This is a genomic window from Sphingobium sufflavum (genome assembly GCF_021403115.1).
In the GTDB taxonomy this organism is placed as follows: domain Bacteria; phylum Pseudomonadota; class Alphaproteobacteria; order Sphingomonadales; family Sphingomonadaceae; genus Sphingobium; species Sphingobium sufflavum.
This window is the reverse complement of record NZ_JAJSSH010000004.1, coordinates 241479-266900: the sequence shown is the minus strand read 5'-3', so window position 1 is coordinate 266900 and position 25422 is coordinate 241479. Positions and strand designations below refer to the sequence as shown.

Annotated in this window: 20 protein-coding genes; 10 read left to right on the top strand and 10 right to left on the bottom strand. The window is 67.2% G+C overall.

Annotated features, from left to right (window positions below; all coding sequences use genetic code 11):
* Nucleotides 1-51 precede the first annotated feature (51 nt).
* From LWE61_RS08870 to LWE61_RS08855, 4 genes are all read right to left on the bottom strand, one after another.
* Complete coding sequence (locus LWE61_RS08870; RefSeq protein WP_234149697.1) at nt 52-1080, bottom strand: DUF2332 domain-containing protein; 1029 nt, start codon at nt 1078-1080, stop codon at nt 52-54.
* A gap of 58 nt (nt 1081-1138) precedes the next feature.
* On the bottom strand, nt 1139-1330 hold the full coding sequence (locus LWE61_RS08865; RefSeq protein WP_234149696.1) for a hypothetical protein: 192 nt from the start codon (nt 1328-1330) through the stop codon (nt 1139-1141).
* A 206-nt stretch (nt 1331-1536) separates the two neighbouring features.
* Nucleotides 1537-3381, bottom strand: coding sequence for a methyl-accepting chemotaxis protein (locus LWE61_RS08860; RefSeq protein ID WP_234149695.1), 1845 nt, complete (start codon nt 3379-3381; stop codon nt 1537-1539).
* Nucleotides 3382-3483: 102 nt separating this feature from the next.
* Entirely contained in the window at nt 3484-3738 is a 255-nt protein-coding gene (locus LWE61_RS08855; RefSeq protein WP_234149694.1) for a hypothetical protein, read from the bottom strand.
* Nucleotides 3739-4041: 303 nt separating this feature from the next.
* Between LWE61_RS08855 and LWE61_RS08850 the strand changes: the two genes are divergently transcribed.
* The 5 genes from LWE61_RS08850 (at nt 4042) to LWE61_RS08830 (ending at nt 9468) form a co-directional block, all read left to right on the top strand.
* Complete coding sequence (locus LWE61_RS08850; RefSeq protein ID WP_234149693.1) at nt 4042-4578, top strand: DUF2478 domain-containing protein; 537 nt, start codon at nt 4042-4044, stop codon at nt 4576-4578.
* Between the two features lie 267 nt (nt 4579-4845).
* Nucleotides 4846-5385, top strand: a complete 540-nt coding sequence (locus LWE61_RS08845) for a nuclear transport factor 2 family protein (protein WP_234149692.1) — start codon at nt 4846-4848, stop codon at nt 5383-5385.
* 128 nt (nt 5386-5513) lie between these two features.
* Complete coding sequence (gene otsB / locus LWE61_RS08840; protein ID WP_234149691.1) at nt 5514-6269, top strand: trehalose-phosphatase; 756 nt, start codon at nt 5514-5516, stop codon at nt 6267-6269.
* A complete protein-coding gene (locus LWE61_RS08835; RefSeq protein ID WP_234149690.1) occupies nt 6266-8065 on the top strand; it encodes a glycoside hydrolase family 15 protein in 1800 nt (599 codons plus the stop codon). Before otsB ends, LWE61_RS08835 begins: the two co-directional genes overlap by 4 nt.
* Nucleotides 8062-9468 (top strand): alpha,alpha-trehalose-phosphate synthase (UDP-forming), encoded by a 1407-nt coding sequence (locus LWE61_RS08830; protein ID WP_234149689.1) that lies wholly within the window; start codon nt 8062-8064, stop codon nt 9466-9468. The genes LWE61_RS08835 and LWE61_RS08830 overlap by 4 nt, the downstream gene beginning before the upstream one ends.
* 4 nt (nt 9469-9472) lie before the next feature.
* Here the strand turns inward: LWE61_RS08830 and LWE61_RS08825 are convergent, their stop codons facing one another.
* From LWE61_RS08825 to LWE61_RS08815, 3 genes are all read right to left on the bottom strand, one after another.
* A complete protein-coding gene (locus LWE61_RS08825; RefSeq protein WP_234149688.1) occupies nt 9473-9934 on the bottom strand; it encodes a nuclear transport factor 2 family protein in 462 nt (153 codons plus the stop codon).
* A 171-nt stretch (nt 9935-10105) separates the two neighbouring features.
* Nucleotides 10106-12205 (bottom strand): hydantoinase/oxoprolinase family protein, encoded by a 2100-nt coding sequence (locus LWE61_RS08820; RefSeq protein WP_234149687.1) that lies wholly within the window; start codon nt 12203-12205, stop codon nt 10106-10108.
* Nucleotides 12206-12328: 123 nt separating this feature from the next.
* On the bottom strand, nt 12329-14146 hold the full coding sequence (locus LWE61_RS08815; RefSeq protein ID WP_234149686.1) for a hydantoinase B/oxoprolinase family protein: 1818 nt from the start codon (nt 14144-14146) through the stop codon (nt 12329-12331).
* A gap of 230 nt (nt 14147-14376) precedes the next feature.
* Here LWE61_RS08815 and LWE61_RS08810 point away from each other — a divergent pair, with 230 nt between their 5' ends.
* Nucleotides 14377-14697, top strand: coding sequence for a hypothetical protein (locus LWE61_RS08810; RefSeq protein ID WP_234149685.1), 321 nt, complete (start codon nt 14377-14379; stop codon nt 14695-14697).
* Nucleotides 14698-14778: 81 nt separating this feature from the next.
* Here the strand turns inward: LWE61_RS08810 and LWE61_RS08805 are convergent, their stop codons facing one another.
* Nucleotides 14779-15270, bottom strand: coding sequence for an EF-hand domain-containing protein (locus LWE61_RS08805; RefSeq protein WP_234149684.1), 492 nt, complete (start codon nt 15268-15270; stop codon nt 14779-14781).
* Nucleotides 15271-15341: 71 nt separating this feature from the next.
* Nucleotides 15342-16160 carry a DUF4198 domain-containing protein gene (locus LWE61_RS08800; protein ID WP_234149683.1) on the bottom strand — a complete coding sequence of 273 codons (819 nt, stop codon included), beginning with the start codon at nt 16158-16160 and terminating at the stop codon, nt 15342-15344.
* Between the two features lie 157 nt (nt 16161-16317).
* Here LWE61_RS08800 and LWE61_RS08795 point away from each other — a divergent pair, with 157 nt between their 5' ends.
* Both LWE61_RS08795 and LWE61_RS08790 read left to right on the top strand, forming a co-directional pair.
* A complete protein-coding gene (locus LWE61_RS08795; RefSeq protein ID WP_234149682.1) occupies nt 16318-18414 on the top strand; it encodes a TonB-dependent receptor domain-containing protein in 2097 nt (698 codons plus the stop codon).
* A gap of 7 nt (nt 18415-18421) precedes the next feature.
* A complete protein-coding gene (locus LWE61_RS08790) occupies nt 18422-19246 on the top strand; it encodes an energy transducer TonB (RefSeq protein WP_234149681.1) in 825 nt (274 codons plus the stop codon).
* A gap of 120 nt (nt 19247-19366) precedes the next feature.
* On the opposite strand, the gene LWE61_RS08785 is transcribed toward LWE61_RS08790, so the two are convergent.
* Entirely contained in the window at nt 19367-22765 is a 3399-nt protein-coding gene (locus tag LWE61_RS08785; RefSeq protein WP_234149680.1) for an acyl-[ACP]--phospholipid O-acyltransferase, read from the bottom strand.
* 274 nt (nt 22766-23039) lie between these two features.
* Here LWE61_RS08785 and LWE61_RS08780 point away from each other — a divergent pair, with 274 nt between their 5' ends.
* Both LWE61_RS08780 and LWE61_RS08775 read left to right on the top strand, forming a co-directional pair.
* Nucleotides 23040-23267 (top strand): DUF2934 domain-containing protein, encoded by a 228-nt coding sequence (locus tag LWE61_RS08780; RefSeq protein ID WP_234149679.1) that lies wholly within the window; start codon nt 23040-23042, stop codon nt 23265-23267.
* Between the two features lie 121 nt (nt 23268-23388).
* Nucleotides 23389-25269, top strand: a complete 1881-nt coding sequence (locus tag LWE61_RS08775) for an ABC-F family ATP-binding cassette domain-containing protein (protein ID WP_234149678.1) — start codon at nt 23389-23391, stop codon at nt 25267-25269.
* Nucleotides 25270-25422 lie beyond the last annotated feature (153 nt).

The following is a 25422-nucleotide window of genomic DNA, read 5'->3' as shown; positions in this document are numbered from 1 at the left end:
TCCGGGTCGGCGGAGGGCGTACCTCCGCTGCGAAAACGGTTCCCGCCCCTTTCAGTCGAGCCACTGCACCCAGTCGCCATAGGGGTGGCAGGTCGCCAGATGGCGGGTCGCGCCGTCGGGCCAGCAGGTCAGCAGCAGATGGACCTCGCGGCGGTCGCGCGTCCATTCGAAGCTGATCCAGGCCAGCGGGCGCTCCGCCGTGGCGCGCTCACCCGCGCGGCGGATGCTGCTCTCCACGATCATCCGGTCGGTGTCGTTCAGATATTGCAGGACCATCGAATGGAAGACGGTGCGGCACTCGCCCGCCTGTTGCGGCTGGGCCAGTTGCCGGGCGATCCAGCCGACGGCATTGGCGCAGTCGACCTGTGGCGGGAATTGCCGCGCCAGGTCGAGCGCATGTTCGAGGCGCTTGGCCCGTTCGCGCTGGTCCGCCCAGATGAAGGACAGGAGCCGCTCGCGCGTCGCCGCGTCGAGGGGGTTGAGCGGGCTGAGGTCGACGCCGCGTGCGCGGGCGACCTCCACCGGGGCAAAGGGCGGCGGGCTGCCGCGCCACGCCGGGGCGACATGCACCGGGGAGGTGGGCGTGCCCGCGATCACCCCGCCCAGATCATAGGCATATCGGGCGAGGTTGAGGTTGAGGCCGCAACTGGACCCCAGTTCCAGCAGGTCGAAGGTGCAGCCGGTCGCCCGCTGCGCCACCATCAGCGCGGCGAGGATGGCGGCGGCGCGGCCGACCTCGTTCGTCTGCGGCGGGTCGAGCATCCAGGTGGCGATGAAGCCGTCGGCGGCGGACAGGGCGTTGCCGATGGCGCCATCGAAATCATCATGCTCACGATTGTAGAGGGCGCTGAGCGACGGCAGCCGACCCTGCCGGGCGAGCGCGTGGAGCGCGCCGTTGAAGCGCATGGCGATGGCGGCGGCGGCGGGGTTGCCCGGCCAGTTGGCGATCAGGGCGGCGGTCTGCGGCGCGTTGGGCAACTGGCGCTGCCCCGCTTCCAGCACCGCCGCGACGAACGGCGAGCCGAGCATGCGCGTGACCTCGGCCTGACGCAGCAGTTCGGCATTACTGATTTTCGCCATCATATTCATTGTGCGTATCTTTCGGCGCGGATTGCGGACCCATGCATGTCGTATCAGGTCACCCGGTCCGGCGGGTTGCCCCTCCGGCGACTGCCTGCGCCGGTCCGTCCGGTCGCGTCACAGCCTCTGCGATGACATTCATCCCCTCCCGATGAATTGCTGCCTTTGACAGGCTATTCTTGCCCATTCCCGCCACCCGGTCGTCGCCCGTCTTGCGGGGCGTCCGTCCGAAACGGGCTGTGCGATTCATTCGTAGGTAGACATCCTTAATCTTGGGTTAAATCAGCGACATGGCTTTACGGCGGCCGGACGGAAAAGCGCGGTTTTGCGTCCGGCCGCGCAAGACAGGGGGGCTGGGGCCGTCACCCAAAAAAAAATCCCTCCCGGCATGACACCGGGAGGGATAGAGAAAACCGTTCCTGCGCGAGGGGTGATACCCAACCCCCCACGACGGGATCAGAATTCGTTCCAGTCCTCGTCCTCGCTGGCGGACAGGGCGAGATTGCCGCTGACCTGGGGCAGGGGACGGGGCGCCGCGGCCCGTGCGACCGGAGCCGGGGGCGGAGGCGCTGCGCGGGTCGGCGCACGATGCTGCGCCCTGCCGAACTGCGCGGACTTGAGCTGGAAGCGATCGACCAGCAGCGCCAGCTCGTCGGCTTCCGCCGCCAGGTTGCGCGCGGCGGCCGTGCTTTCCTCGACCATGGCCGCATTCTGCTGCGTCATCTTGTCCATGTCGGTCACGGCGCTGTTGACCTGGCGCAGGTTGGTGGCCTGCGTTTCCGTGCCATTGGCGATGTCCGCGATCAGCGTGTTCACATCGCCGATCTTGGTGCGGATGCTGTCGAGCATCTTGCCGGTCTCACCGACCAGGCTGACGCCGTGCGACACCTGCACCGAGCTTTTGGTGATGAGATCCTTGATGTCCTTGGCCGCGTCGGCGGACCGTTGGGCCAGCGCCCGGACCTCGTTGGCGACGACCGCAAAGCCCTTGCCCGCATCGCCCGCTCGCGCCGCCTCGACGCCCGCGTTCAGGGCGAGGAGGTTGGTCTGGAAAGCGATGCCGTCGATCACCGTGATGATCTGGCCGATTTCCTGCGAGCTTTTCTCGATCGCGTCCATGGCGTTCACAGCCTTGGTGACGACGGAGCCGCCCTCGGTCGCGTCCTTATGGGCGGAGCTGATCGCGCCGCGCACTTCGGCCGCACCGCGGGCCGTCTCGCTGACCATGCCGGTGACCTGATCCATCGCGGCGGTTGTCTCCTCCAGGGAGGCGGCCTGCTGCTCGGTCCGGCGGGAGAGATCCTCCGACGCGGACCGGATTTCGGTCGAGCCGCTGTGGACGCTCTGGGCGGAGCTGGCGACGCGCGACAGGCTTTGCTCCAGACCTTCCACCGTGCGGTTGAACGACTGGCGCAGCCGGTCATAATCGCCCGCGAACGGCTGGTTGATCGTATAGGTCATGTCGCCGGAGGCGAGCGCCTCCAGGCCGGTGCCCAGTGCTTCGACCACATGTTCCTGCACCGTGTCGGCCTTGGACTTGGCGACGGCGGCGTCGCGGAAGACGAGCACGGCGCGGGCCATGTCGCCCAGTTCGTCGGCGCGGTCGGCGTCGGGCACGTTTATGGAATTATGACCGGCGGCCAGTTCGGCCATGGCGCTGGTCAGGCCGCTGATCGGGCGTGCGATCATCCGGCTCAGCATCATCGCCAGCGTGATGGCGATACCCATCAGGGCGACGCCGCCGATGACCAGCACGATCATCGCTGTGGTGATCGCGGTTTCCTGGCGAACGCCATTTTCCTCGATCAGCTTCGTCTCGGCGTCGCGGATACCGCGCAGCGGCAGCACCGCCGCGCTGACCAGAACCGCCTTGCCGGCGGTGCGAACCGCTTCCTGCGCCTCGTCACGCTGGCCGCTGCGGACCTGTGCGATCAGCCGGTCGCCCCAGTTCTTGCGCCATGCAAGGGTTTCCTTGCGGGATTCCAGCACCAGCGCCTTCTTCTCCGGGTCGGTGATCAGACTCTCCAGTTCCGCGGAGGTCTTGTCATACTCGTCGCGGCCCTCGTCATAGGATTTGAGGTAGCTCGCATCGCCGGTGACGAGATAGCCACGAAGCTGGCTGTTCTGGCGCAGGATCGCCGTGTCCAGCGCCAATGCCTTCGCATGGATGGACTGGCTGAGGTTGTTACCGTCGGTCGCCGACTGGATCATCGTCATGTTCGTGAAGAACACGATCATCATGACGGCGGCCGAAGCACAGATGACGAAGAAGGCCAGGCCCAGCTTCCGGGGAATGTTCATAGATTTGAACATTGGTTTCGCTTTCGCATTAGGGGGTATCACTATGTCCGGTCCGGCAGGGATCACGCCGACACTTGTCGGACCGGGGCTACTTTTGTTTGCCTAGAGGATGAACCTCATGGGCGTCGGGGTCGTGCGGTCCGGGACGGAGGGGTCCGCCACGGTGAGGAAACGGCTATGGTCCGGCCGGTCGCGGTCACGCGCCACGGCGAAAGAGGCGGGATCATCCGCGCGCAGGGTCTGCGTCGCCACGATCCGGCCCTGCCCAGCGCTCGCGAACACGGCCGCTATACGGGCTTGCGCCGGTGCGAGGAGGGCCAGTGGTGCGACACCAAAAAGAAAATAGGCGAATTTCATGATCGTCCCTGCGCTCTCGTATGATTTCGAGATTAGACAGTCAGTAGGGGGGATTGGTTAAATAACCCCTTACCGTAAGGGGTTGTGCGCGCTGAAAGCCGCCGAAGGGGCATTTTTCGGAATGAAAAGAGGCGGCTTGCGCGCGGGGAGCGGGCCAGCCGCGCGGGCGCGCGCAACGGCCCGGCGCGCCATTCCCGGCGGCGGCGGCGCTGCCGGTGGAGCGACCCGGCAGCATTGGCGATCCGCGCCGCGACCGCTATGGCGGGGTCTGACGCCGTCCCGTCCGGGCGGCAGGAGCGAAGGATGGACGGTTCCACCAGGCCGATTGCAGTCGTTCAGGGCGCGGAAGGCGCGGTCATTCAGCGGATTTTCCGCAGATTGGCCGACCGCTGGATGCCGGACCTGCGCCTTGTCGGGGTGGTGGAGGAACCGCCGGTCGAGGACGGGCCGAATCGCGGTCCGGGCTATTTGCGGACACTGGCCGACGGCGGTCATTATCCTCTGTTCCAGCATCTGGGCGCGGCGGCGACGGGCTGTTCGCTCGATCCGGCGGGGGCGGTCGCGGCGGGCGAGGCGGTGCGGCGGCACATCGCGATGGGGTGCGATCTCGTCCTGCTCAGCAAGTTCGGCAAGATGGAGGCGGAGCAGCGGTCCGGCCTGCTGCCCGCCTTTGTCGACGCGGTGGAGCAGGGCATCCCCGTGCTGACCTCCGTCGCGCCGCGCTATGACGACGGCTGGACGCGCTTCGCCGACCCCTTCTTCGTGCGCCTGCCCGCCGACGAAGGGGCGATCGAGGCGTGGTGGGCGGCGGTGCGCCAGCGGCCGGAGCAGGCCGCATAGGGCCAGTCGGTATCCAGTGCGGACGGCCCGCACATGGCCGAGGCTAGGCCGGTGCCTTGCTCCAGAACTCTTGGAAAACCGACGTTTTCGGCGTGTCATCTTCCGAATGGCGATCCGCCCCAATCCTGTCCGTCCTCCTGATGAGAGTCAGTGTGACGGGGTTGGAAGGACTGCGCCCCCAAGTCTCCGCTCGATACCGCCTTCAGGGGTTGACCGGGCGCCGCCGCTGGTCTTCTCCTGCGCGCAGGATCTGGAGAGAGGACGCCGATGGACGCTGCACTGGAAAGCCGCCTGCGCGACATGGCGGACCGGGAGGAGATCTGGCAGGTGCTGCTGCGCTATGCGCGTGGCCTCGACCGGATGGACGCCGAACTCGCCCGATCCTGCTATTTCGACGATGCGATAGAGGATCATGGCCGCTTCATCGGCGCGCCGGACGATTTCATCGCCTGGGCCGACCGGGTGGCGCTGATGTATCGGTCCACCCAGCACAGCATCACCAACCATTTTTGCGAACTGGATGGCGAAAACGCCTGGTGCGAGACCTATTATCTGTTCACCGGGGTCAGCGAGACGCCGCCGCATTTCCTGTCCACCGGCCGCTACATCGACCATTTCCAGCGGCGCGGCGGGGAGTGGCGGATCGCCAACCGGGTGTGCATCGTGGAGGGGACGTTCGACCTGCCCGACGCGGCGGCGGCGGCTGCGCTGCCGCCAGCCTATGGGCCGGGCGAAACCTGCCCCGCCAGCCGCGACCGCAGCGATATCAGTTACCACCGGCCCCCCATCCCACGCCGCCCCCGCTGAGGCCGGTTTCCGGCATTTTCCTGTCGTTTCCCGCCGTTTCTGCGGCGGTGCAGCAATTTTTCGGGAAACTTTCGTCCGTTCCGCTGGTTCAATGATCGGTGCCCGGTCACAGAACATTGGAGAAGCGCATGACGACGGAGGCGCAGGCGACCCGCCTGCCACCGCCAGAGCCGGTCGATGTCGGCCGATCCAGCCTCCTCCTGGATTTCGACGGCACGCTCGTTTCCCTTCAGGACGACCCCCATGCCGTGGTGGTGGATGCCGGACTGGCCGGGCTGCTCACCCGGCTGGCGGCACGGTTCGACGGGCGTGTCGCCATCGTCAGTGGGCGGTCGCTGGCCGACCTCGACCGGTTGCTGGGTCCGGTGGGCCGGTTGCTCGCCCTGAGCGGCAGCCATGGGTGCGAGCATCGCTGGGAGGGGGTCGACGCCCGGCCCGTCCGTCCGCCGACGCTGGAGATTGCCGCCGCCCGCATGGAGCGGTTCGCCAGCCTCCATCCCGGCGTCCTGCTGGAACGCAAGAGTTTCGGCGTCGGCCTGCACTATCGCCGCGCGCCGGAGCATGAGGATGCGGCCATCGCCCTCGCGCAGGGCATCGCGGCGGAGACGGGACTGGCCTATCAGCCGGGCAACCGGATGGCGGAGGTGCGCGTGCCGGGCAGCGACAAGGGCGTGGCCGTATCGCTGCTGATGCAGCACGCGCCGATGGCGGGCACGATCCCCATCTTTCTGGGCGATGACGAGACGGACGAACCGGGTCTGGCGGCGGCGGTGGCGCTGGGCGGCATGGCCGTCGCTGTAGGAACGCGGCGCTCCGCGAGCGCGCGCCACGCTCTGGCCGATGTGGAGGCCGTGCGCGGCTGGTTGAAGGAATTATGTCTATGACAGCGTCGCTGGAACTCTGGCCGATCGGCAATTGTCAGGTGTCGGCACTGGTGGACCGGGCGGGGCGCTTTGTCTGGGGCTGCGTGCCACGCGTGGATGGAGAGCCGGTGTTCTGCTCCCTCCTCGACGACAGGCCGGCGGGCGGGGCGGAGGGTGCACGCGGTTTCTGGGAAATCGACCTGGAGAATGGCGTTTCGACCGAGCAGCATTATGAACGTAACACGCCGGTCCTGATTACCCGCCATGCGGATGCGGACGGCAATGCGATAGAGGTGGTGGATTTCTGCCCGCGCTTCTCCCGCATGGGGCGCATGTATCGGCCGGTGGCGATGGTCCGCATCGTGCGGCCGGTCAGCGGCAGCCCGCGCGTTCGCATCCGCCTGCGCCCCGCGCGCAAATGGGGCGGGGCGGATGCCACGCACACGCGCGGCTCCAACCATATCCGCTATGTGATCGACGAGATGGTGCTGCGCCTGACCACCACCGCCCCCATAGGCTGGGTCGAGGATGAGCGCATGTTCCGCGTCGAGAAGCCGCTCTATTTCTTCCTTGGCCCCGACGAGAGTTTCTCCGGCGACATCCAGCGGGGGGTGGAGGAGATGCTGGAGCTGACCATGAAGGAATGGCGGCACTGGGTACGCGGCCTCGCGACCCCGGTGGAGTGGCAGGAGGCGGTGATCCGGTCGGCCATCACCCTGAAACTGTGCCAGCATGAGGAGACGGGCGCCATCGTCGCGGCGCTGACCACCTCCATCCCCGAACATGCAGGGTCGGGCCGCAACTGGGACTATCGCTATTGCTGGATACGCGACGCCTATTTCACCGTGCAGGCGCTGAACCGGCTGGGCGCGCTGGACGTGCTGGAGGGCTATCTGGCCTTTCTGCGCAATATCGTGGACAACGCGAAGGGCGGGCATATCCAGCCGCTCTATGGCGTGGGCGGGGAAGCCAGCCTGCCCGAATGGATCGCGCCCGACCTGCCCGGCTATCGCGGCATGGGGCCGGTGCGCGTCGGCAACCAGGCGGCGGAACAGATACAGCATGACGCCTATGGCCAGATCGTGCTGTCCAACGCGCAGGCCTTTTTCGACCAGCGGCTGTATCGCATGGCGGGCCTCGATGATTTTCGCGCGCTGGAGAAGGTGGGCGAGCGCGCATGGGCCGCGCGGGAGGTGGCCGACGCGGGCCTGTGGGAATTGCGGACCAAGAGCCATGTCCACACCTATAGCGTCGCCATGTGCTGGGCGGCGTGCGACCGGCTGGCCAATGCGGCGGACGCGCTGGGGCTGGCCGACCGGCGCGATTTCTGGCGGGAGCGGGCGGAGAGCATCCGCGCCCTCATCATCGACAAGGCATGGCGGCCGGATACGCGCCGCATTTCCGCGACATTCGGCGGGGACGACCTCGACGCCAGCCTCATCCAGTTGCTCGACCTGCGCTTCCTGACGCCGGAGGACGAGCGGTTCCGCGACACGCTGACCGCGGTGGAGGAGGGGCTGCGCCGTGGCCCCTATATGCTGCGCTACGCCAGCGAGGATGATTTCGGCCTGCCCGAAAGCGCGTTCAACGTCTGCACCTTCTGGCTGATCGAGGCGCTGCACGCGACCGGCCGGGATGCGGAGGCGCGGGTGCTGTTCGAAGAGATGCTGCACCGGCGCACGGCGGCGGGCCTGCTGGCGGAGGACATCGACCCGGCCAATGGCGAATTGTGGGGCAATTACCCGCAGACCTATTCTCTGGTCGGTCTCATCAACTGCGCAGCCCTGCTGAGCAAGCCGTGGAGCGCGGTTCGGTGAGCAGGCTGATTATCATCTCCAACCGTGTTTCCCCGGCGACGGGGGAAGGGGGCGGCAATCAGGGCGGGCTGGCGGTCGCCCTGTCGGCGGCGCTCCGGGAGAGCAACGGCCTGTGGTTCGGATGGTCGGGGGAGGAGACGGAGACCTTCACCGGCGCGATCAATTTCCAGCGGGCGGATGGCGTGGCAACCGCGACCATCGACCTGGAAGCGCAGGACATCGACGAATATTACAATGGCTTCGCCAACCAGACGCTGTGGCCACTGTTCCATTATCGCATCGACCTGGCGGAGTTCGAGCGCGGTTTTGCTGGCGGCTATGAGCGGGTCAATGCGCGCTTTGCCGACACGGTGTCGCCATTGCTGGACAAGGACGACCTGATCTGGGTCCATGACTATCATCTGATGCCGCTCGGCCGCGAACTGCGCCGCCGCGATTTCGCCAACCGCATCGGTTTCTTCCTGCATATTCCGTGGCCGCCGATGCGCCTGCTGGTGTCGCTGCCCAGCCATAGGGAGCTGGTGGAATCGCTGTTCAGCTATGATGTGGTGGGGTTCCAGACGCGGGATTCGCTGGAGGCCTTCATCGACTATGTGAACGGCCAGATGGAACTGACCGTCGACGCCGACGGCATGGTCGAGTTTCAGGGGCACAAGGTCCATCTGATCGCCTGTCCCATCGGTGTGGACTGCGAACAATTCCGGCGGGCGTCGGAGGGTGAGGCCGCCGCCGCGATGCGCGCGCGCATGACCGCCAGCGCCAACGACCGCACGATGATTATCGGGGTCGACCGGCTGGATTATTCCAAGGGGCTGGCTGAGCGTTTCCTTGGCTATGAGCGGTTCCTGTCCGCCCGCCCGGAAATGCATGGCAAGGTCTTCCTGCTCCAGATCGCGCCGCCGTCGCGCGGGGACGTGACCAGCTATCAGGAGATACGGTCGTCGCTCGACAATCTGTCGGGGCGGATCAACGGGGAGTTTTCCGACGCGGAATGGGTGCCGCTGCGCTATGTTAATCGCGGCTATCCGCGCGACGAGCTGGCGGGCATGTACCGGGCGGCCCGCATCGGCCTCGTCACCCCTTTACGCGACGGCATGAACCTGGTGGCCAAGGAATATGTGGTGGCGCAGGATGCCGAGGACCCCGGCGTCCTGATCCTGTCGCGCTTTGCCGGGGCGGCGGAGCAGTTGCTGGACGCGCTCCTCATCAACCCGCACAGCCCGGAGGAGATTGCCGACGCCATCGCGCAGGCGCTGGCCATGCCGCTGGCCGAACGCCGCCGCCGCTGGCAGTCGCTGTTCGAGACGGTGTGCAGTCAGGACGTGATGTGGTGGTGGCGCGAGTTCACCCGCGTGCTGGAGGCGGTGCCGCAACCCTCACCAAGCGAGGCGGCGGAGGGCTGACGCCCTATCCGGGGCGGCGATAGATGGTGAAGATGCGCTTGCTGAACAGCCAGACGCCCGCTTCCTCCCGAAAGCTGTCCTGATATTCGCCGAACACTTCCGCGCCGGCGGGCCATGTGCGGCTGCTCATCAGGCTGGTGGCGGTCGCGGTGTCGCCGTCCACGTCGATCAGCAGGTTGCGGATCATCGGGAAGACGTGGAAGCCCGCCCGCGTCGATCCCATCACATAGGCGCGGATCGCATCCCGCCCCACGCTGCGCGCGCGCGTGGTGAAGTCGGTGGGGGCGCCGGGGTCCGTGTCGCGGATCAGGAATTCGCCATCCGGCGTGAACAGCGCGTCGCACGCCTCCGGCTGGCGCGCGCGGATGTGGAGCGCGTAACGATGGACCAGATCGGCGATGGCGCCGCGCGCCTCCAGCAGGCGGATGCGGGTCGCAAGATCGGATGGGCTGCCGGTGTCGGCCATGGCTGTCTCTCCCTCCCTCCGATGGCTAGACGGCTGGGCGGGGGCGGTCGAGAGGCAAGACGGCGCGCGCCGCCTTGATCGTTCGTGCGATATGGCAAGCCGGATCAGGGGCCGGTCCGACAGGTGTCGGCTGGGTTGCTCCAGTCTCTTGACCCACCTCACAAGCGCGCTTCACGGAAAACCCATCACGCCCAAGGCATCGAGTTTGACCAGCCGATAGTCCCCCGCATCGTCCAGCCGCGCCTGCCAGCCGGGATAGACGGCGATGGTGGTGAAGCTTTCCTCGATGATCGCGGGGCCGGTGACATGATGGCCGGGTTTCAGGTCGGGACCGGCGAAGATGCCCACCGGCTCATAGCCCCGGCCAAGGTTGGCGCGGCGTTGCCGGGCGGGAGCGGCGGCGACGGGCGGGGCGGTGAAGCCCGCGACCACCATCGGCGACGGCGTCTCGACGGAGGTGGTGAGGCGGATGCCCGTCACCTCCGGCATCTCATCCTCACGGACATGGCCATATTCCGCCATATGCCGTTCGTTGAAGGAGCGGATGGCGAGGTCGCGGAGCGTCTCGTCGACGAAGGACAGGTCGTCGAGGCCCTGCGTCACCCGCGCGTCGAAGCTGAGCGACCAGTTCTGCCCCGGATAGCGCATGTTCATCTGGTAGCGCGCGGTCACGCTGTCCGCCGGGAAACCGGCCTGCGTGAAATAGCCCTTTGCCCGCGCCGCGAGGTCGGCCCACAGGGTACGGACCCGCGCGATGTCGAGCGTGTCTGCGGCCGCGATATGGGAGCGTTCCTCGTCGATGCGCGGGTCCGCGACCAGCGTGCCCAGCGCGGAGAAGGTGGGGGAGGCGCGGGGGACCAGCACCGTCTCTATGCCCAGCTCGTCCGCCTGCGTGCAGGCGAAGGCGGGGCCGTTGCCGCCATAGGCCAGCATCACCATGTCCTGTGGCGCGATGCCCTTGCCCGCCGTGATGCGGCGCACGCCCAGCGTCATGTTGGCGTTGACGATGCGCCAGCAGTCGAAAGCGGCGTCCTCCGCTCCATAGCCCATGTCGGCGCCGATGGCGGCAAAGGCGTCCTCCACGCCGCGGCGGGTCAGGGAGAAGCTGCCCCCGGCAAACACGGCCTCGTCCGACAATATGCCCAGCATCAGCAGCGCGTCGGTGATGGTCGGTTGCGACCCGCCCCGGCCATAGCAGATGGGGCCGGGCGATGCGCCCGCCGACGCGGGACCGACCGCGATCTCCCCCTTGTGCACATGGCAGATGGAGCCGCCGCCCGCGCCCAGCGTCTCCACCTGCACCATCGGCACGCCGACGAGGTAGCGGTGATGCATGTTCCAGCCCGCCACGGCCGGGGCCGCGCCGTCCAGCACCATGGAAATGTCGTAGCTGGTGCCGCCCATGTCGACGCACAGGATGTTGCGATGCCCCTTGGCCGTGCCGACATGGGCGGAGCCGATGACGCCGCCCGCCGGTCCCGACGCCAGCACGCGGATGGGCGCGCCCTGGATATAGTCGCGCGTCATCACGCCGCCGGACGCCTGCATGACCATCAACTGTTTCGCATAGCCCGCATCGCGCACCCGCCTGACGAGATTCTCCAGATAATGGGTGACGCGCGGCGCGACATAGGCGTTCACGACCGTGGTGCTGGTGCGGTCATATTCGGGCGCGCGGGGCAGCACCTCATGGCTTTTCGACACCTGCACGCCGGGCAGCTCCTGCGCGACGATCTGCGCCACGCGCTGCTCGTGCTGCGGGTTCACGAAGGAGAAGAGGAAGCTGATCGCGACCGATTCCACGCCCTGTTTGGCGAGGCGGCGGCACTGGGCGCGCACGGCCGCCTCGTCCAGCGGCTGGTGAACGGTGCCATCGTGCAGGATGCGCTCCGGCACGGTCAGGCGGCGGCGGCGCGGCGTGATCTGCACCGGCGGGGCCAGGCGCAGATCCCATATATCCTCCTTATACCCGCGCCGATATTCCATCTCGTCGCGGAAACCCTCCGTGGTGATGAGGCCGGTGACCGCCCCGTTCATCTCGATCAGCGTGTTGTCCGCGATGGTCGTGCCATGGACCACCGCATCGCACGCGCCGAGGAAGTCCGCGAGGGGGAGATTTTCCATCTCCGCCAGCTTCGACAGGCCATTCATCACGCCGATGGAGCGGTCCTCCGGCGTCGAGAGATTCTTGAATAATGTGACCTCGCGGTCCTTCAGCAGGGCGAAGTCGGTGAAGGTGCCGCCGATGTCGATGCCGACCCTGTAACCCATGCGAATCCTCTCTGAGCCATTGATGCCCGCTCCCGTTCCGGGAGGGGTGGGATGGGGTTTGCAGCTTCAAGGGGACAGCCCCCACCCCCGGCCCCTCCCCATTGGGCGGGGTGAATGAAATGGCTATTCCGCCGCCACCGCCATGCTCATGGCGTCGCGGCGGGCGCGGGTGGCGGCGGTGTCGACGGCGAGGTCATACTCCTCCACCGTGCCGGTGAAGACGACGCCATAGCGGTCGCGGGCGCGGGCGACGGAGATGATCTCGTCCAGCACATCCTCGCGCACCGCCTCCGGGTCGCGGTCCGTCGCGGGGCCGAAGCCCGCGCCGCCACCATATTGATAGGCCATCACCGACCCTTCCGGCAGTTGCGCGGTGGCGGACAGGTCGATGCGATATTCGTCGGGCGCGCCGACGCGAAACCGGTTGGAGTAGGGGCTGGCGTCGTCGCCGCCGCACAGGCCGCGCAGGGGATGATCGTGCGTGACCATCCATGTCATCGCCATGACGGGCTGTGTCACCTGCTTGGAATTCAGGCTGCCCGGCTGGCCGCGCCAGCGTCCGGCACCCTCCGAATCCTGCGTCATTTCGCGGCTGATGTTGACGATGGGGAACCGGCTTTCGGCATCCTCCACCTGGGAGAGGAGCAGGTTGCCCAGCGCGGCGGGGCAACTGCCCCAGCCGTCGATGCCCTGCACCGCGCTGGTGTCGCAGGTGCGCGAGTCCACGCCCTGATCCATCCACATCCGGCCCTGCGGGTCGAAGCCGATGACGGCGTTGGGCATGCCCATCTTGTACACCTGCGGCGCGGAGCGGTCCGGCACGATGGCGGACAGGGCGACGCAGACCGCCTCCGTAATCTCGCACGCGGGGTGGAAGCTGCCGAGCGCGGCGGGCTTGTTGGGCGGGGGCTGGGCGATGCAGCCTTCCGGGATCAGCATATCGACGGCGTGGAAAAAGCCCTCATTCTTCACGATGGTCGGGTCCATCGCGGCCACCACCTGCGTCATGATATAGGAGCGGCTGTTGCCGAAGGTGTTCCACACGCCGACAAGGCTCTGTCGGTCGTCGGTGCCGGTGAGGTCGACGGTGAGCTGGTCGCCCGCGACGGTGCAGGCGACATGGACGCGAATGTCCTTCGTCCCTGCCGTGTCATGGTCGATGAACACGTCCGCTTCATAAACGCCGTCGGGCCAGCCCGCGACCACCTCCCGCACGCGCTTCTCGCTCTGGTCGATGCTGTGGTTGATCGCGGCGCGGATCGCGTCCGCCCCCCATTTGGCGACCAGCCCCTGGAGCAGCCGCACCGCATATTGCACGCCGGAGATCATGGCGGCGAGGTCGCCCGCAAAGCTGGCGAAGCGATTGTTGCGCGTCACCAGCTTGATGACGTCCTTGCGATGCTCGCCCCTGTGGACCAGCTTCAGGCAGGGGATGGCCAGCCCTTCGGTAAAGATGTCGGTGGCCTCCAGCGTGAAGCCGCCGGGGTCTTTGCCGCCCGTGTCGCCCTGATGCGCCTGAAGGCACTGGACGAGCAGCAGCTTGCCGCTCTCGTCGAACACCGGGGCATAGACGTTATAGTCGGGCAGGTGGCCGCCGCCATAGTCCGGGTCGTTGCCCAGGAAAACGTCGCCCGGTCCCCAGTCGAACTCGTCGAACATCTCCAGCCCGTACCGCACCGTCATCTGGCTGACGAAGGTCAGGTGCGGCGTGCCGATGGCGGACCCGGCCAGGCGGCCATGCGCGTCCACGATGCAGGCGTTGCGCTCGTTCGACTGGTTGATGATGGGGGAGGATGCGGCGCGGCCGAGATGGGTCGCCGCCTCGAAACAGATCGTTTCCATCCCGCCGCGAATGATGCTGGCGGTGACGGGGTCGATATTCGCCTGCGTGGGCAGGGGCGGGCGGTGCGCGGCGAGCCGTCTGTTCAGTTCGAAAGACATGGGTGCCGCTCCTCCTCGCCGGTCGCCGCCGCGCTCTTGCGGTGCGGGGCATCATCCGAACCTCACCATAGAGGCGCGCGGCGGGCCGTCTGGACAGAAGGCGCGGCGCGAGTGGCAATTGGCGAAGGGGGCGGGGCGGTCAGCGGGCGGCACAGGTGCGGGATGGCCGTAGTAAGGTCGCCGCCCGATGGGAAAGCCGGGCTGGCATCCGCAGGAGCGTCGATCTACCCATGGGACAGAACCGGGCGGAGGCCGCGATCATGGATGATGGTTATAACAGCCGCTATCGCAATGGCGGGACGGCAGGAGGGCTGCTGGGTTGCCTGTCCGCTGTCCTTGTCGGCATCCCGTTGATGGGTGGGGCCTTTGTCGCCAGCATCATCGGCGACTGCATCCCCGAAGCGCCGTGCCACAAAGCGATCGACTGGTTCCTGATGGGACCGGCCATCGCGATCACGATCGCGGTCGGATTTGGCAATCGCTGGCTGGTCAACCGGCTGGTGCGTTGGTGGCGCGACCGGGGGCTGCACCGCCCCGATCACGGCGGATAGAGCGCGCACCAGCGGTTCGACTCCGCCCGGACCGGCGCGGAGTGGTGCGGCGGTCCGGGCGAAGGGGGGCAGGCCGGGGCCTTATTTCTGGTCGCGGTTCTCGCGCGCGGCGAGCTGCTTGGCGGCGGTCGCGGTGGCGTCCGCCTGCGTCACGGTGCCATTCTTGTCGTCGTCCTGCTGGGCAAAGGCGCGCGCGCCGGACGCATCATATTCGGACTGCTGGATCTTGTTGTCCTTGTTGGTGTCGAGGACGCCGAAACGGACATGGGCCTGGCGGATCTGGCGCTGGCGCTCCTCCGTCTTGCGGTCCTCGCTGTCGGTCGAGGCGGCCAGTTCCTTCTCCAGACGGGCCGAATATTCGCCGACATATTCCTCCTCGGAAACCGTGCCGTCCTTGTTCGCGTCGGTCGCCTTGTACCGGACGGCGCGCTCCGCATCGAACTCGGCGCGCGAGACGCTGCCGTCCTTGTTCGTGTCATAGTCATGGATGAAGGCGCTGCCGCCGTGCGGGGCGGCGGTGGCGGCGGTGGCCGACAGGGCGGCGACGGTGGCGAGGATCAGAACGGTTTTCATGATGAGTCTCCAGAAGTGAGGTCAGGATGCAGGGCGGCACGGTCGCCCGCAAGAAGGAAGGGCGCAGGCGGTCAGGCCGCGTCGAACGCCAGCGTATAGCTATAGCTGCGCCACGGCGTCTCCGCCCCAGCGGGGGCCTGCGCCCGGTGGCGGACGAGGAGGAGGTAGGTGCCCGCATCGCCCGGCTTGACGGTGAAGCGGCCTGCGGCGTCGCTCTTGACCTGCCCGGCGATCTTGCGCCCGTCATGCACGCCCGCCGAACGGAACAGGGTCACGTCGACGCCCGCCAGCGGCTTGCCGTCGAACAGCAGGACGAAGGTGGCGTCCGACCCCGCAGCGATGCCGTTGGGATGGGTCACGGGCTGGACCTCCAGCGCCTCGCCGCGCGGCTTGAGCGCGCCCGTGCTGGGCGCGCCGCGCGTCACATAGGCGTCGGCCAGCGTCATGCTCTGCACCGCCACTTCCTCACCCGCGGGCTTGGCCGCGCCGGGGGCGACAGGCGCTTCGCCGCCCATCACCCATTTGTCGCCCTGGCGAATCATCTTGCCCTTGCGCCCGCCGCGCTGGCCGGTGCTGATGCGATAGGTGCCGTCCGCCTTGATGTCCGCCTCGAAGATGGACAGGTCGCGCAGATAGGTGACGGCGCCGGTCGACAGCTTTGCGCCGTCCGGGCCGATCAGGTGGAAGGGCGCGTCGCGCATCGCGACTTCGGGGACGAAGGCGTCCTCGGCAAAGGCGGATTCGACCGTGATATGGTCGGCTTTCTCCGTCAGGTCGAACTGGGTCGGCAGCACATAGGGCATGTGCGCGCTGGCCATGGTGGCGCCCGCGATCAGGGCTGCGACCGAGACCCCCATGCGTGCGACGCGATGTTTGCGAACGATTGTCATTATAGTCTCCCCGATAAATTCTGGCCGCCAGATAGCGATATTGAGAATCACTTGCAAACTTAAATTGTTTCGCTAGGTGACGGGTTATCGGCGGCGAACCGGCCGCTCCACTCGCCATTCCAATCGCAACGAAAAAAACTTCGGGGGCCTCTCAGATATGACGAACTGCAAACGCCTGGCACTTCTCGGCACCGCGCTCCTCTCCGCGCCCGCCCTGCTGCACGCGCAGGAGACGGCCGCCGCCGACAACGGGCAGGCGCAATTCTCGCTCGACAAGCTGGTCATCTCGGCGGGTCAGGAGAAGATCGCGCGGGACACGCCGCAGGCCGTCACCACGCTGGATCAGGAAGACATCGACCAGACGCAGGCGAACACCATCGGCGACCTGCTGGAGGCGATGCCCGGCGTGAACGTGCAGGGCGGCGTCAGCCAGTTGGGGCAGGGCTTCAACATCCGCGGCCTGGGCACGGCGATCGGCGATTCGGACAATCGCGTCGTCATCACCGTCGACGGCGTCCAGAAATTCTACGAACAGTATCGCATGGGCGCCTTCTTCTCCGAACCGGAGCTGTACAAGCGCGTCGAGGTGCTGCGTGGCCCCGCCTCCTCCACCCTCTATGGCGCCGGTGCGCTGGCGGGTGTCATCAACTTCTCGACCAAGGACGCCTCCGACTTCCTGTCCTCCCCCACCGACGCCATCGCCGTCCGCCTGAAGGCCGCGACGGAGACGAATTCGGAGGCCAAGACCCTGTCCGGCATCGTCGCCTTCCGCCCGGTGGAGAGCATCGAACTGCTCGGCACCTATAATTTCCGCACCAGCAGCAATTATCGCGACGGGCGCAACCAGATCGTCGAGGCGTCGAAGACCGAGGCGGACAGCTGGCTGGTCAAGGGCCGCGTGACCATCGCGGGCAACAGGAAACATGCCATCTGGGCCTCCTATCAGGACTGGGTCAGCGACACGCCGCAGGTCTATGACCAGGTGACGGCCAGCACCGGATCGGCGCTGATGCGCCGCAAGGTTCGCGACAAGACCGCCGTGGTCGGCTATGAAAATGACTTTGGCGGGTCCAAGCTGTTCAATGTCGAGGCGCAGGTCGCCTATTCCGACACGCTGACCCACCAGACGGAAACCACCTTCCTCGGCGCGCTGGCCTATTCCGATTTCCGCTATGAAAGCTGGCAGGGCAAGCTCCAGAACGTCAGCGAGTTCGATCTGGGCGGCGACTGGACGACCTTCCTGACCGTGGGCGGCCAGTGGAGCCAGCAGAAGCGCCGCAATCCGCGCGTATCGCTGACCGGCGTGGTCACCCCCGGCGCGGGCACGCACCCGGAGGGGCAGATGACCCGCACCGGCTTGTTCGGCCAGCTGGAGATCGTCTGGTCCGACAAGCTGACCATCATCCCCGGCGTGCGCGTCGACTGGACCGACCTGGAGCCGGGCGATACCCGCGCGGCGGGCGCGGCGGTGCCGCAACGCACGAAGCATAACGGCGTCTCGCCCAAGATCGCGGCGCTGTACAATGTCGCGGACTGGTTCGGCGTGTTCGGGTCGGTCGCGCATACCGTGCGCCTGCCCAATGTGGACGAGACCTTCACGCTCAGCGCGGCCCGCTCCTACAGCCCCGACCTGCGCCCGGAGAAGTCGGACAATTATGAGGTCGGCTTCACCCTGTCCTTAGACGGCCTGCTGGGCAAGACGGGCCGGTTCCGCGCCAAGACAACGCTGTTCCAGAATGACGTCAAGGATCTCATCATCACCAACAGCGCGCCGTCCGGCGTGGCGGGCAGCACCAGCTATTTCGTCAACATCGGCCGGTCGCGGCTGAAGGGTGTGGAGGTCGAGGCGGAATATGGCATCGGCGGTTTCTTCGCACGGGGCAATGCGTCCTTCATCGACGGCAAGAACCTGCTGACCGGGCAATATCTCAACACCATTCCGGCGAACGACTATCGCCTGACGCTGGGCTATTCGGACCCGGTGACGGGCCTGTCGGGCGGCTGGACCGGCGAATTTGCGGAGGCGCAGAACAAGGTCGGCGGTTCCAACTTCGGCGCGGGATCGGGTGCGCCGACAGCGGGCTATGCGGTGCATAACCTGTTCCTGACCTTCCGCCCGCTGAGCGGCGCGGCCAAGGGCGTGGAGTTCCGTATCTCCGCCGACAATATCTTCGACCGCTATTATCGCCGCCACCTCTCGTCGCTGGCCGGGGAGGGGCAGACGTTCAAGTTCACCGTCGCCAACACCTTCTGACATGGCGATGGCGGCGAACAGGGCCATGGGGACCGGCGGGACTATGGCGGGGCGCTTTGCGGACCGGTCCGGCCTGTTGCGCCCCAGCGTCCCGGCGGCGGCGTCGCTGGCGGTCAACGGGTTGCTGCTCGCCGTCCTGCTCACCATGGGCGCGGCCCGGCAGGAGCGGTTTGCGGACCACTCCCTGAACGTGCTGTCGCTGGCCGCGCTGAAGGGCAGCGACGAGGGTGAGGAGAGCGCGCTGACCGCCGATGCGGCGGCGCCTCCCTCTGTCCAGCCGGAAAAGGCGGTGCAGCCACCGGTGCCGCCCGCGCCGCCGGTCCCGTCGGCCGCTGCCGCCCCGCCGCTGCCGCCATTACCATCACAGGTGGCGCAGCCGTCGCAGCCGAAAGCCGCGACGGCGTCGCCCGCCGCCCCCTCCGCCGCCCCCTCCACCGCATCGAGCGCCAGTGCGGCGTCCAGTGCCGCCGCCGCAGGGCAGGGCGCGACCCCGCCGCGTCGCGGGCTGGCCGAGGGGCTGGACGCGGACGCACCCGCGGGCACCAGCCTGGCCTATGCGGCAAAGGTGCGGTCGTGGCTCTACGCTCATAAAATCTACCCCCGCCGCGCGCTGATGCGCAAGGAGCGGGGCATCGTGCAGGTCCGTTTCGTGATCGACCGGGCGGGCGTCCTGCTGAACGGGGAGATTGTCGCCAGCAGTGGCAAGCCCGCGCTGGACGAGGAAGCGCAGGCGATGATGCACCGCGCCTCCCCCTATCCCAGCGCGCCCGCCGCCATCACCAGCACCCGCATCCAGTTCACCGCCCCGATCGAGTTTTTGCCGCCGGTTTAGGGGCCATCGTTCGGTCGGAGCCTGTCTGGATGGTTTGCGGATATGCCCCTTCGTCATCCCGGATCAGGTCGGGAGTGTCGTGGATGGGACCGGCAGGGATGCTGCAACTTTGAGCAGACCTCACCCCGCCGCCATCGTGCCCAGCGTCACATAGTCGATCTTGCCCGTGCCCAGCACCGGCAGCGCCTCCACCACGCGGATGTCGCGCGGGATGGCCAGTTCCGTCACGCCATTGGCGCGGCCCCACGCCTGCAACGCGCCATGCTCCGCCGCCTTGTCGGTGGTGAACAGGACGAGTTGTTCCCCCTTGCGCGGGTCGGGGCGGGTGACGACGGCATGGTCCGCGCCCGCCCAGACGGCGGCGGCATAGCCTTCGACGGCGGGTAGCGAGACCATCTCCCCGCCGATCTTGGCGAACCGCTTGGCGCGGGCGCGGATGGTGACGAAGCCGTCCGCGTCGATGGTCACGATGTCGCCCGTGTCGTGCCAGCCGCCCTCCGGCGGTTGCAGCACGCCGGGTGCGTCCGCTTTCATATAGCCGGCCATGATGTTGGGACCACGGATGAACAGGCGGCCGCCCTCCGCGATGCCGGGCACCGCGTCCAGCCGCCCGGTAACGCCGGGCAGCAGCCGCCCGACCGTGCCCGCGCGGAAATGCATCGGCGTGTTGACCGCGATCACCGGCCCGGCTTCCGTCGCGCCATAGCCTTCGAGGATGCGCAGGCCGAACTTCTCCGCATAGATTGTGCGTGTCTCGTCCCGCACCCGCTCCGCCCCCGCAAAGATGTAGCGCAGGGAGTAGAAGTCATAGCCATGCGCCATGCGGGCATAGCCGGACAGGAAGGTATCGGTGCCGAACAGGATCGTCGCGTTGCTGTCATAGGCCAGCGCGGGCACGATCCGGTAATGCAGCGGGCTGGGGTAGAGCAGCGTCTTCACGCCATGCAGGATGGGCAGCAAGGTGCCGCCGGTCAGGCCGAAGCTGTGGAAGACGGGCAGCGCGTTCAACACCGTGTCGGCGGCGTTGAAGTCGATCCGCGCGGCGAGTTGGCGGCAGTTGGACAGCAGGTTGCGATGGGTCAGCACCACCCCCTTGGGCAATCCCTCCGACCCGCTGGTGAACAGGATGACGGCGGGCGTGTCGGGGGAAAGGCGCGCGCCCTCCTGCCGCCCCGCGCCGAATCGGCTGGCGGTGGCGGCGCGCAGTTTTGCGCCCGTGCCGATGGCCGCGCCCACATCCTCCAGCCAAACGATGCGCAGCCCGTCCGCCTCCAGCGCCGCGACCGTCTCGCCCAGCTTCGCCTGCGCGACGAAGGCGCGGGCGGTGACGATTGTGCGGACCTCAGCGGCGGTGCAGGCGGCGCGCAGGTTGGTGAGACCCGCGGTATAGTTGAGCATCGCGGGCACGCGCCCTCGCGTCTGGAGCGCGAAGAAGGCGACGACCACCGACGCGACATTGGGCATGAGCAGGCCGACGGCCTCGCCCCGCGCCGTGCCCGCCGCCAGGGGACGGCCCAGCGCCAGCGCGCCGGTGACGAGCCGGTCGTAGCTCAGCGGTTCGCGCTTCACATCCTCGACCACCGGCGCCGCGCCGCCATGGATATGGCGGGCCTCCAGCAGGGCGGAGAACAGCGTGCCATCGGTCGCCGACGTGTCGAAGATCATCTGGCTCATCACGTCGTACAATTGCCGTCCCGCGATGGCGCGGCGGGCGCGGGCGGTCAGCGCCTCGCCCTCGATGATAAAGCGGCGGGGCGGCAGGATGGTCAGGCGGATTTTCGGGAACAGGCGTGTGCGGACCTTGCCCTTCAGGCGGGACAGGGGCGTGAACTGCGCCCCGTCGATCCGCACGGGGACGATGGGGGCGTCCGCCTTGTCCGCGACCATCCCGGGACCGTCGAACACCTTCATCAGCGCGCCGGTGACGGTGATGCGGCCTTCGGGGAAGATGACGAGGGTCGCGCCCTCCCGCACCGCCTTCACCATTGCCTTGGCCGACAGGGGGTTGGTGGGGTCGACGGGAAAGGCGCGGAACAGGCCGAGGAAGGGCTTCACCCACCACATCTCCACCACCTTGCTATGCACGGCAAAGACGGGCGTGCCGGGCAGGAAGGCGGCGAGCAGCAACCCGTCCAGCCAGCTTACGTGATTGACCACCACGACCGCGCGCTCGCCGGGGCGGGGCATATTCTCCACGCCCGCGACCTCGATGCGATAGAGGAGTTTCAGCACGCCGCGGATCAGGCTCTTGATGAGGGTTTCGGGCAGCAGCCAGCAGGAGATGAAGGCGATGACCAGCGTCGCCAGGCCCATCGCCCCGATAACGCCCGGAACACTGGTGCCGTTGGCGAGCAGGATGGTCGCCGCCGCCACCACGATGACCGCGACGATGGCGTTGACGATATTGTTCGCCGCGATGGTGCGCGATCGCTCCTCCGCCGGGCTGCGCGTCTGGAGGATGGCGTAGAGCGGCACGATGAAGACGCCGCCCGCAAAGGCGATGCCGACGAGATCGATCATGATCCGCCAGCTTCCCGTGGAGGTGACGAAGGTGGCGATGTCCGCGCCCGTCACGGCGGGCACGAACGCCTCCGCCGCGAACCACAGGTCGATCATGAAGCCCGCCAGCGCGAGGGCGGAGATGGGGACATAGCGGGCCGAAACCTCACCCTTGAGCAGCGTGTTGACGAGCAGCGAACCCAGCGCGACGCTGATCGAGAAGATGAGGAGAAAGAGCGTGGCGACCGATTGCTGCGCCTTCAGAACCCCGCCGACCAGCGGCGCGAATTCGGACAGCAGCACCGCACCGACCGCAAAGAACCAGCTTATGCCGAGGATGGAGAGCCAGACGCCCGGCCCGTGCCGCGCCGCCTTCAGGATGCGCCATGTGCTGGCGAAGACATTGGCGTCGACCTTCAGGCCGGGCGCGGTCGCGGGGGCAGGCGGCACTGTCAGCGCCGCGACGAAGCCCGCGACGGCCAGCGCGGTGGCGATCAGCCCCGCCTCCCACGGCTGCACCATGCCCGCCAGCAATTGCCCGCCGAGGATGGCGAGGAAGGTGCCCGCCTCGATCAGGCCGGTGCCGCCGACGACTTCATCCTTGCCCAGATGCTGCGGCAGGATCGAATATTTGACCGGGCCGAACAGGGTCGAATGGACGCCCATCAGGAATAATGCGCCCAGCAGCAGGGGCACGCTGTTGGTCCAGAAACCGATCAGCCCCAGCGCCATGATGGCGACCTCCGCCCCCTTGACGATCCGCACCAGCTTCGCCTTGTCCCACGCATCGGCAATCTGTCCGGCCAGGGCGGAGAAGAGGAAATAGGGGGCGATGAACAGGCCGGTGGCGATGGTCGCCAGCATTTCCGCCTTGCCCGGCTGGTTCTGGTACAGATGAAAGTTGGCGAGAAAGAGCAGCGCGAACTTCAACAGATTATCGTTGAAGGCGCCCAGCAACTGCACCACGAACAGGGGCGCGAAACGACGCTTGGTCAGCAGGCTATATTCTGGTGCGGACATGCGGTCTTCCCCTGTTCGATTGAATCCCGATTATGATCGAAATCTCTCGCGACTGTTAATGCGATCCGTTGTCAGCAAGGATTTTTCCCAAATCCCCGTCCGTCGGGCTGCATTTCCGCCCTATCGCATAAATATACAGTGTTCAATTATAAATTATACGCCGTTCAATAAAATTTTTCCCGGTGTGGCCAGAATCTTCGCAGGGGGCTGCATCCAAATGCGCGACCGACGATTGTTGCGAGGGCAGATTATTCGCCAGCAGGGAGTGCAGCCGATGAGCCAGGACAAAGACGCACAGATCAGGGCGCGCGCCCATGCCCTGTGGGAGGCGGAGGGCAAGCCCCATGGCCGCGATGCGCTGCACTGGGATCAGGCGACCCGCGAACTGGACGGTTCCGCCGCTGCTCCGCAGGACGCTGCGGAAGAAAGCGCGCAGGACGCCATCGACGTGATCGAGGACGCCAAGACCGCCGTCGCGGCCAAGGCACGCAAGAAGAAATAAACGGCTCCGCGCGCGCCTCCCGCGTGGCGCGCCAGCCGCGCGGAGCGGGCCGCGCCGAATACGGGACAGGTTGCGCCAGCGCCCCATTGGGTTCTGGCGTCATTGGTGCTAGGCGCGCGCCATGCTGAATATCACCGACATCACCGTCCGCCTGGGTGGACGCACGATCCTTGACGGCGCGACCGCCAAACTGCCGCCGCGCGGGCGCATCGGCCTGATCGGCCGTAACGGCGCGGGCAAATCGACTCTGGTGCGCGTGATCGCGGACATGCTGGAACCCGACACCGGCTCCATCGACATGCCGCGCGGCGCCCGCCTCGGCTATATCGCGCAGGAAGCGCCCGGCGGCGACGCGACCCCGTTCGAGACGGTGCTGGCCGCCGATACGGAGCGGGCCGCGCTGCTGGAGGAGAGCGAGACCAGCCACGACCCCGACCGTCTGGGCGAGGTGCATGACCGCCTGATGGCCATCGACGCCTACACCGCGCCCAGCCGCGCGGCGCAGATCCTCGTCGGTCTCGGCTTCGACGAAGCGGCGCAGCATCAGCCTCTGGAGAGTTTTTCGGGTGGCTGGCGGATGCGCGTGGCGCTGGCGTCGCTGCTCTTCTCCGCGCCGGACCTGCTGCTGCTCGACGAACCGTCGAACCATCTCGACCTGGAAGCGGTGCTGTGGCTGGAGGATTTCCTTATCAGCTACCCCGCGACCATCCTGCTGGTCAGCCATGAGCGCGACTTCCTCAACAATGTGGTGGACCATATCCTCCACCTGTCGGGCGGCAAGCTGACCCTCTATCCCGGCGGCTATGACGCGTTCGAGCGGCAGCGCGCGGAACGGCAGGCGCAGCTTGCCTCCGCCCGCGCCAAGCAGCAGGCGCAGCGCGAGCATTTGCAGGAATATATCGCCAAGAACAGCGCCCGCGCCTCCACCGCCAAGCAGGCGCAGAGCCGGCAAAAGGCGTTGGCCAAGATGCAGCCGATTGCCGAGCTGATCGACGATCCCTCGCTCAGCTTCAACTTCCCCAACCCGGACGAGCTGCGCCCGCCGCTCATCACGCTGGACCTCGCCTCCGTCGGCTATGCGGAGACGCCGATCCTGCAACGGCTCAACCTGCGCCTCGACCCGGACGACCGCATCGCGCTGCTGGGCCGCAACGGCAACGGCAAGACGACTCTGGCCCGCCTGCTGGCCGCGCAGTTGAAGCCGATGGACGGCGCGATGAACGCATCGGGCAAGATGCGGGTCGGTTACTTCACCCAATATCAGGTGGAGGAACTGGACCGGACCGAGACGCCGCTCCAGCACATGACCAGCCTGATGAAGGGCGCGACGCAGGGCGCGGTCCGCAGCCAGCTCGGCCGTTTCGGCTTTTCGGGGGACAAGGCGACGACGATGGTCGGCAAGCTGTCGGGCGGCGAGCGCGCCCGCCTCGCGCTGGCGCTCATCACCCGCGACGCACCGCACATGCTGATCCTCGACGAACCGACGAACCATCTGGACGTCGACGCGCGCGAGGCGCTGATCCAGGCGCTCAACGATTATTCGGGCGCGGTGGTGATCGTGTCCCATGACCGCCACATGCTGGAGATGACGGCGGACCGGCTGGTGCTGGTCGACAAGGGCACGGCGAAGGAATTCGACGGCTCCATCGAAACCTATATCCAGATGATCCTGTCCAAGGACGGCGGTGATGCCAAGGGTGGCAAGGGCGAGAAGGGCGGCGGCAACAAGAAGGACCAGCGCCGCGCCGCCGCCGAAGCGCGTGAGAAATATCAGGCGCTGAGCAAGGTCGCGAAGAAGGCGGAGCAGGAACTGGCGAAGCTGACCGAGGGCCGCACCGTGCTGGACAAGGCGATGTTCGACCCCTCCACCGCGCCCGCCGCCCTCGCCAAATTGTCGATGGGCGAGATGATGAAGCGCCGCGCGGAACTGGACACGCAGATCGAGGCCGCGGAAGCGGTGTGGATGGAGGCGAACGAGGCGCTGGAGACGGTGAACGGGTGAGGGGGGTGATGGCGTAGCCGGGATTGCTCAGCCTTCGCTGGCATGACGATGCTGTGGCGGGGATGCTATCGCAACCCTTGCCACCCGCGCCGGGCCATTGCACTATCCCGCCCGCGCTGCCATAGGCGCCAGCCCCGCGTGGCGCCCACGCGG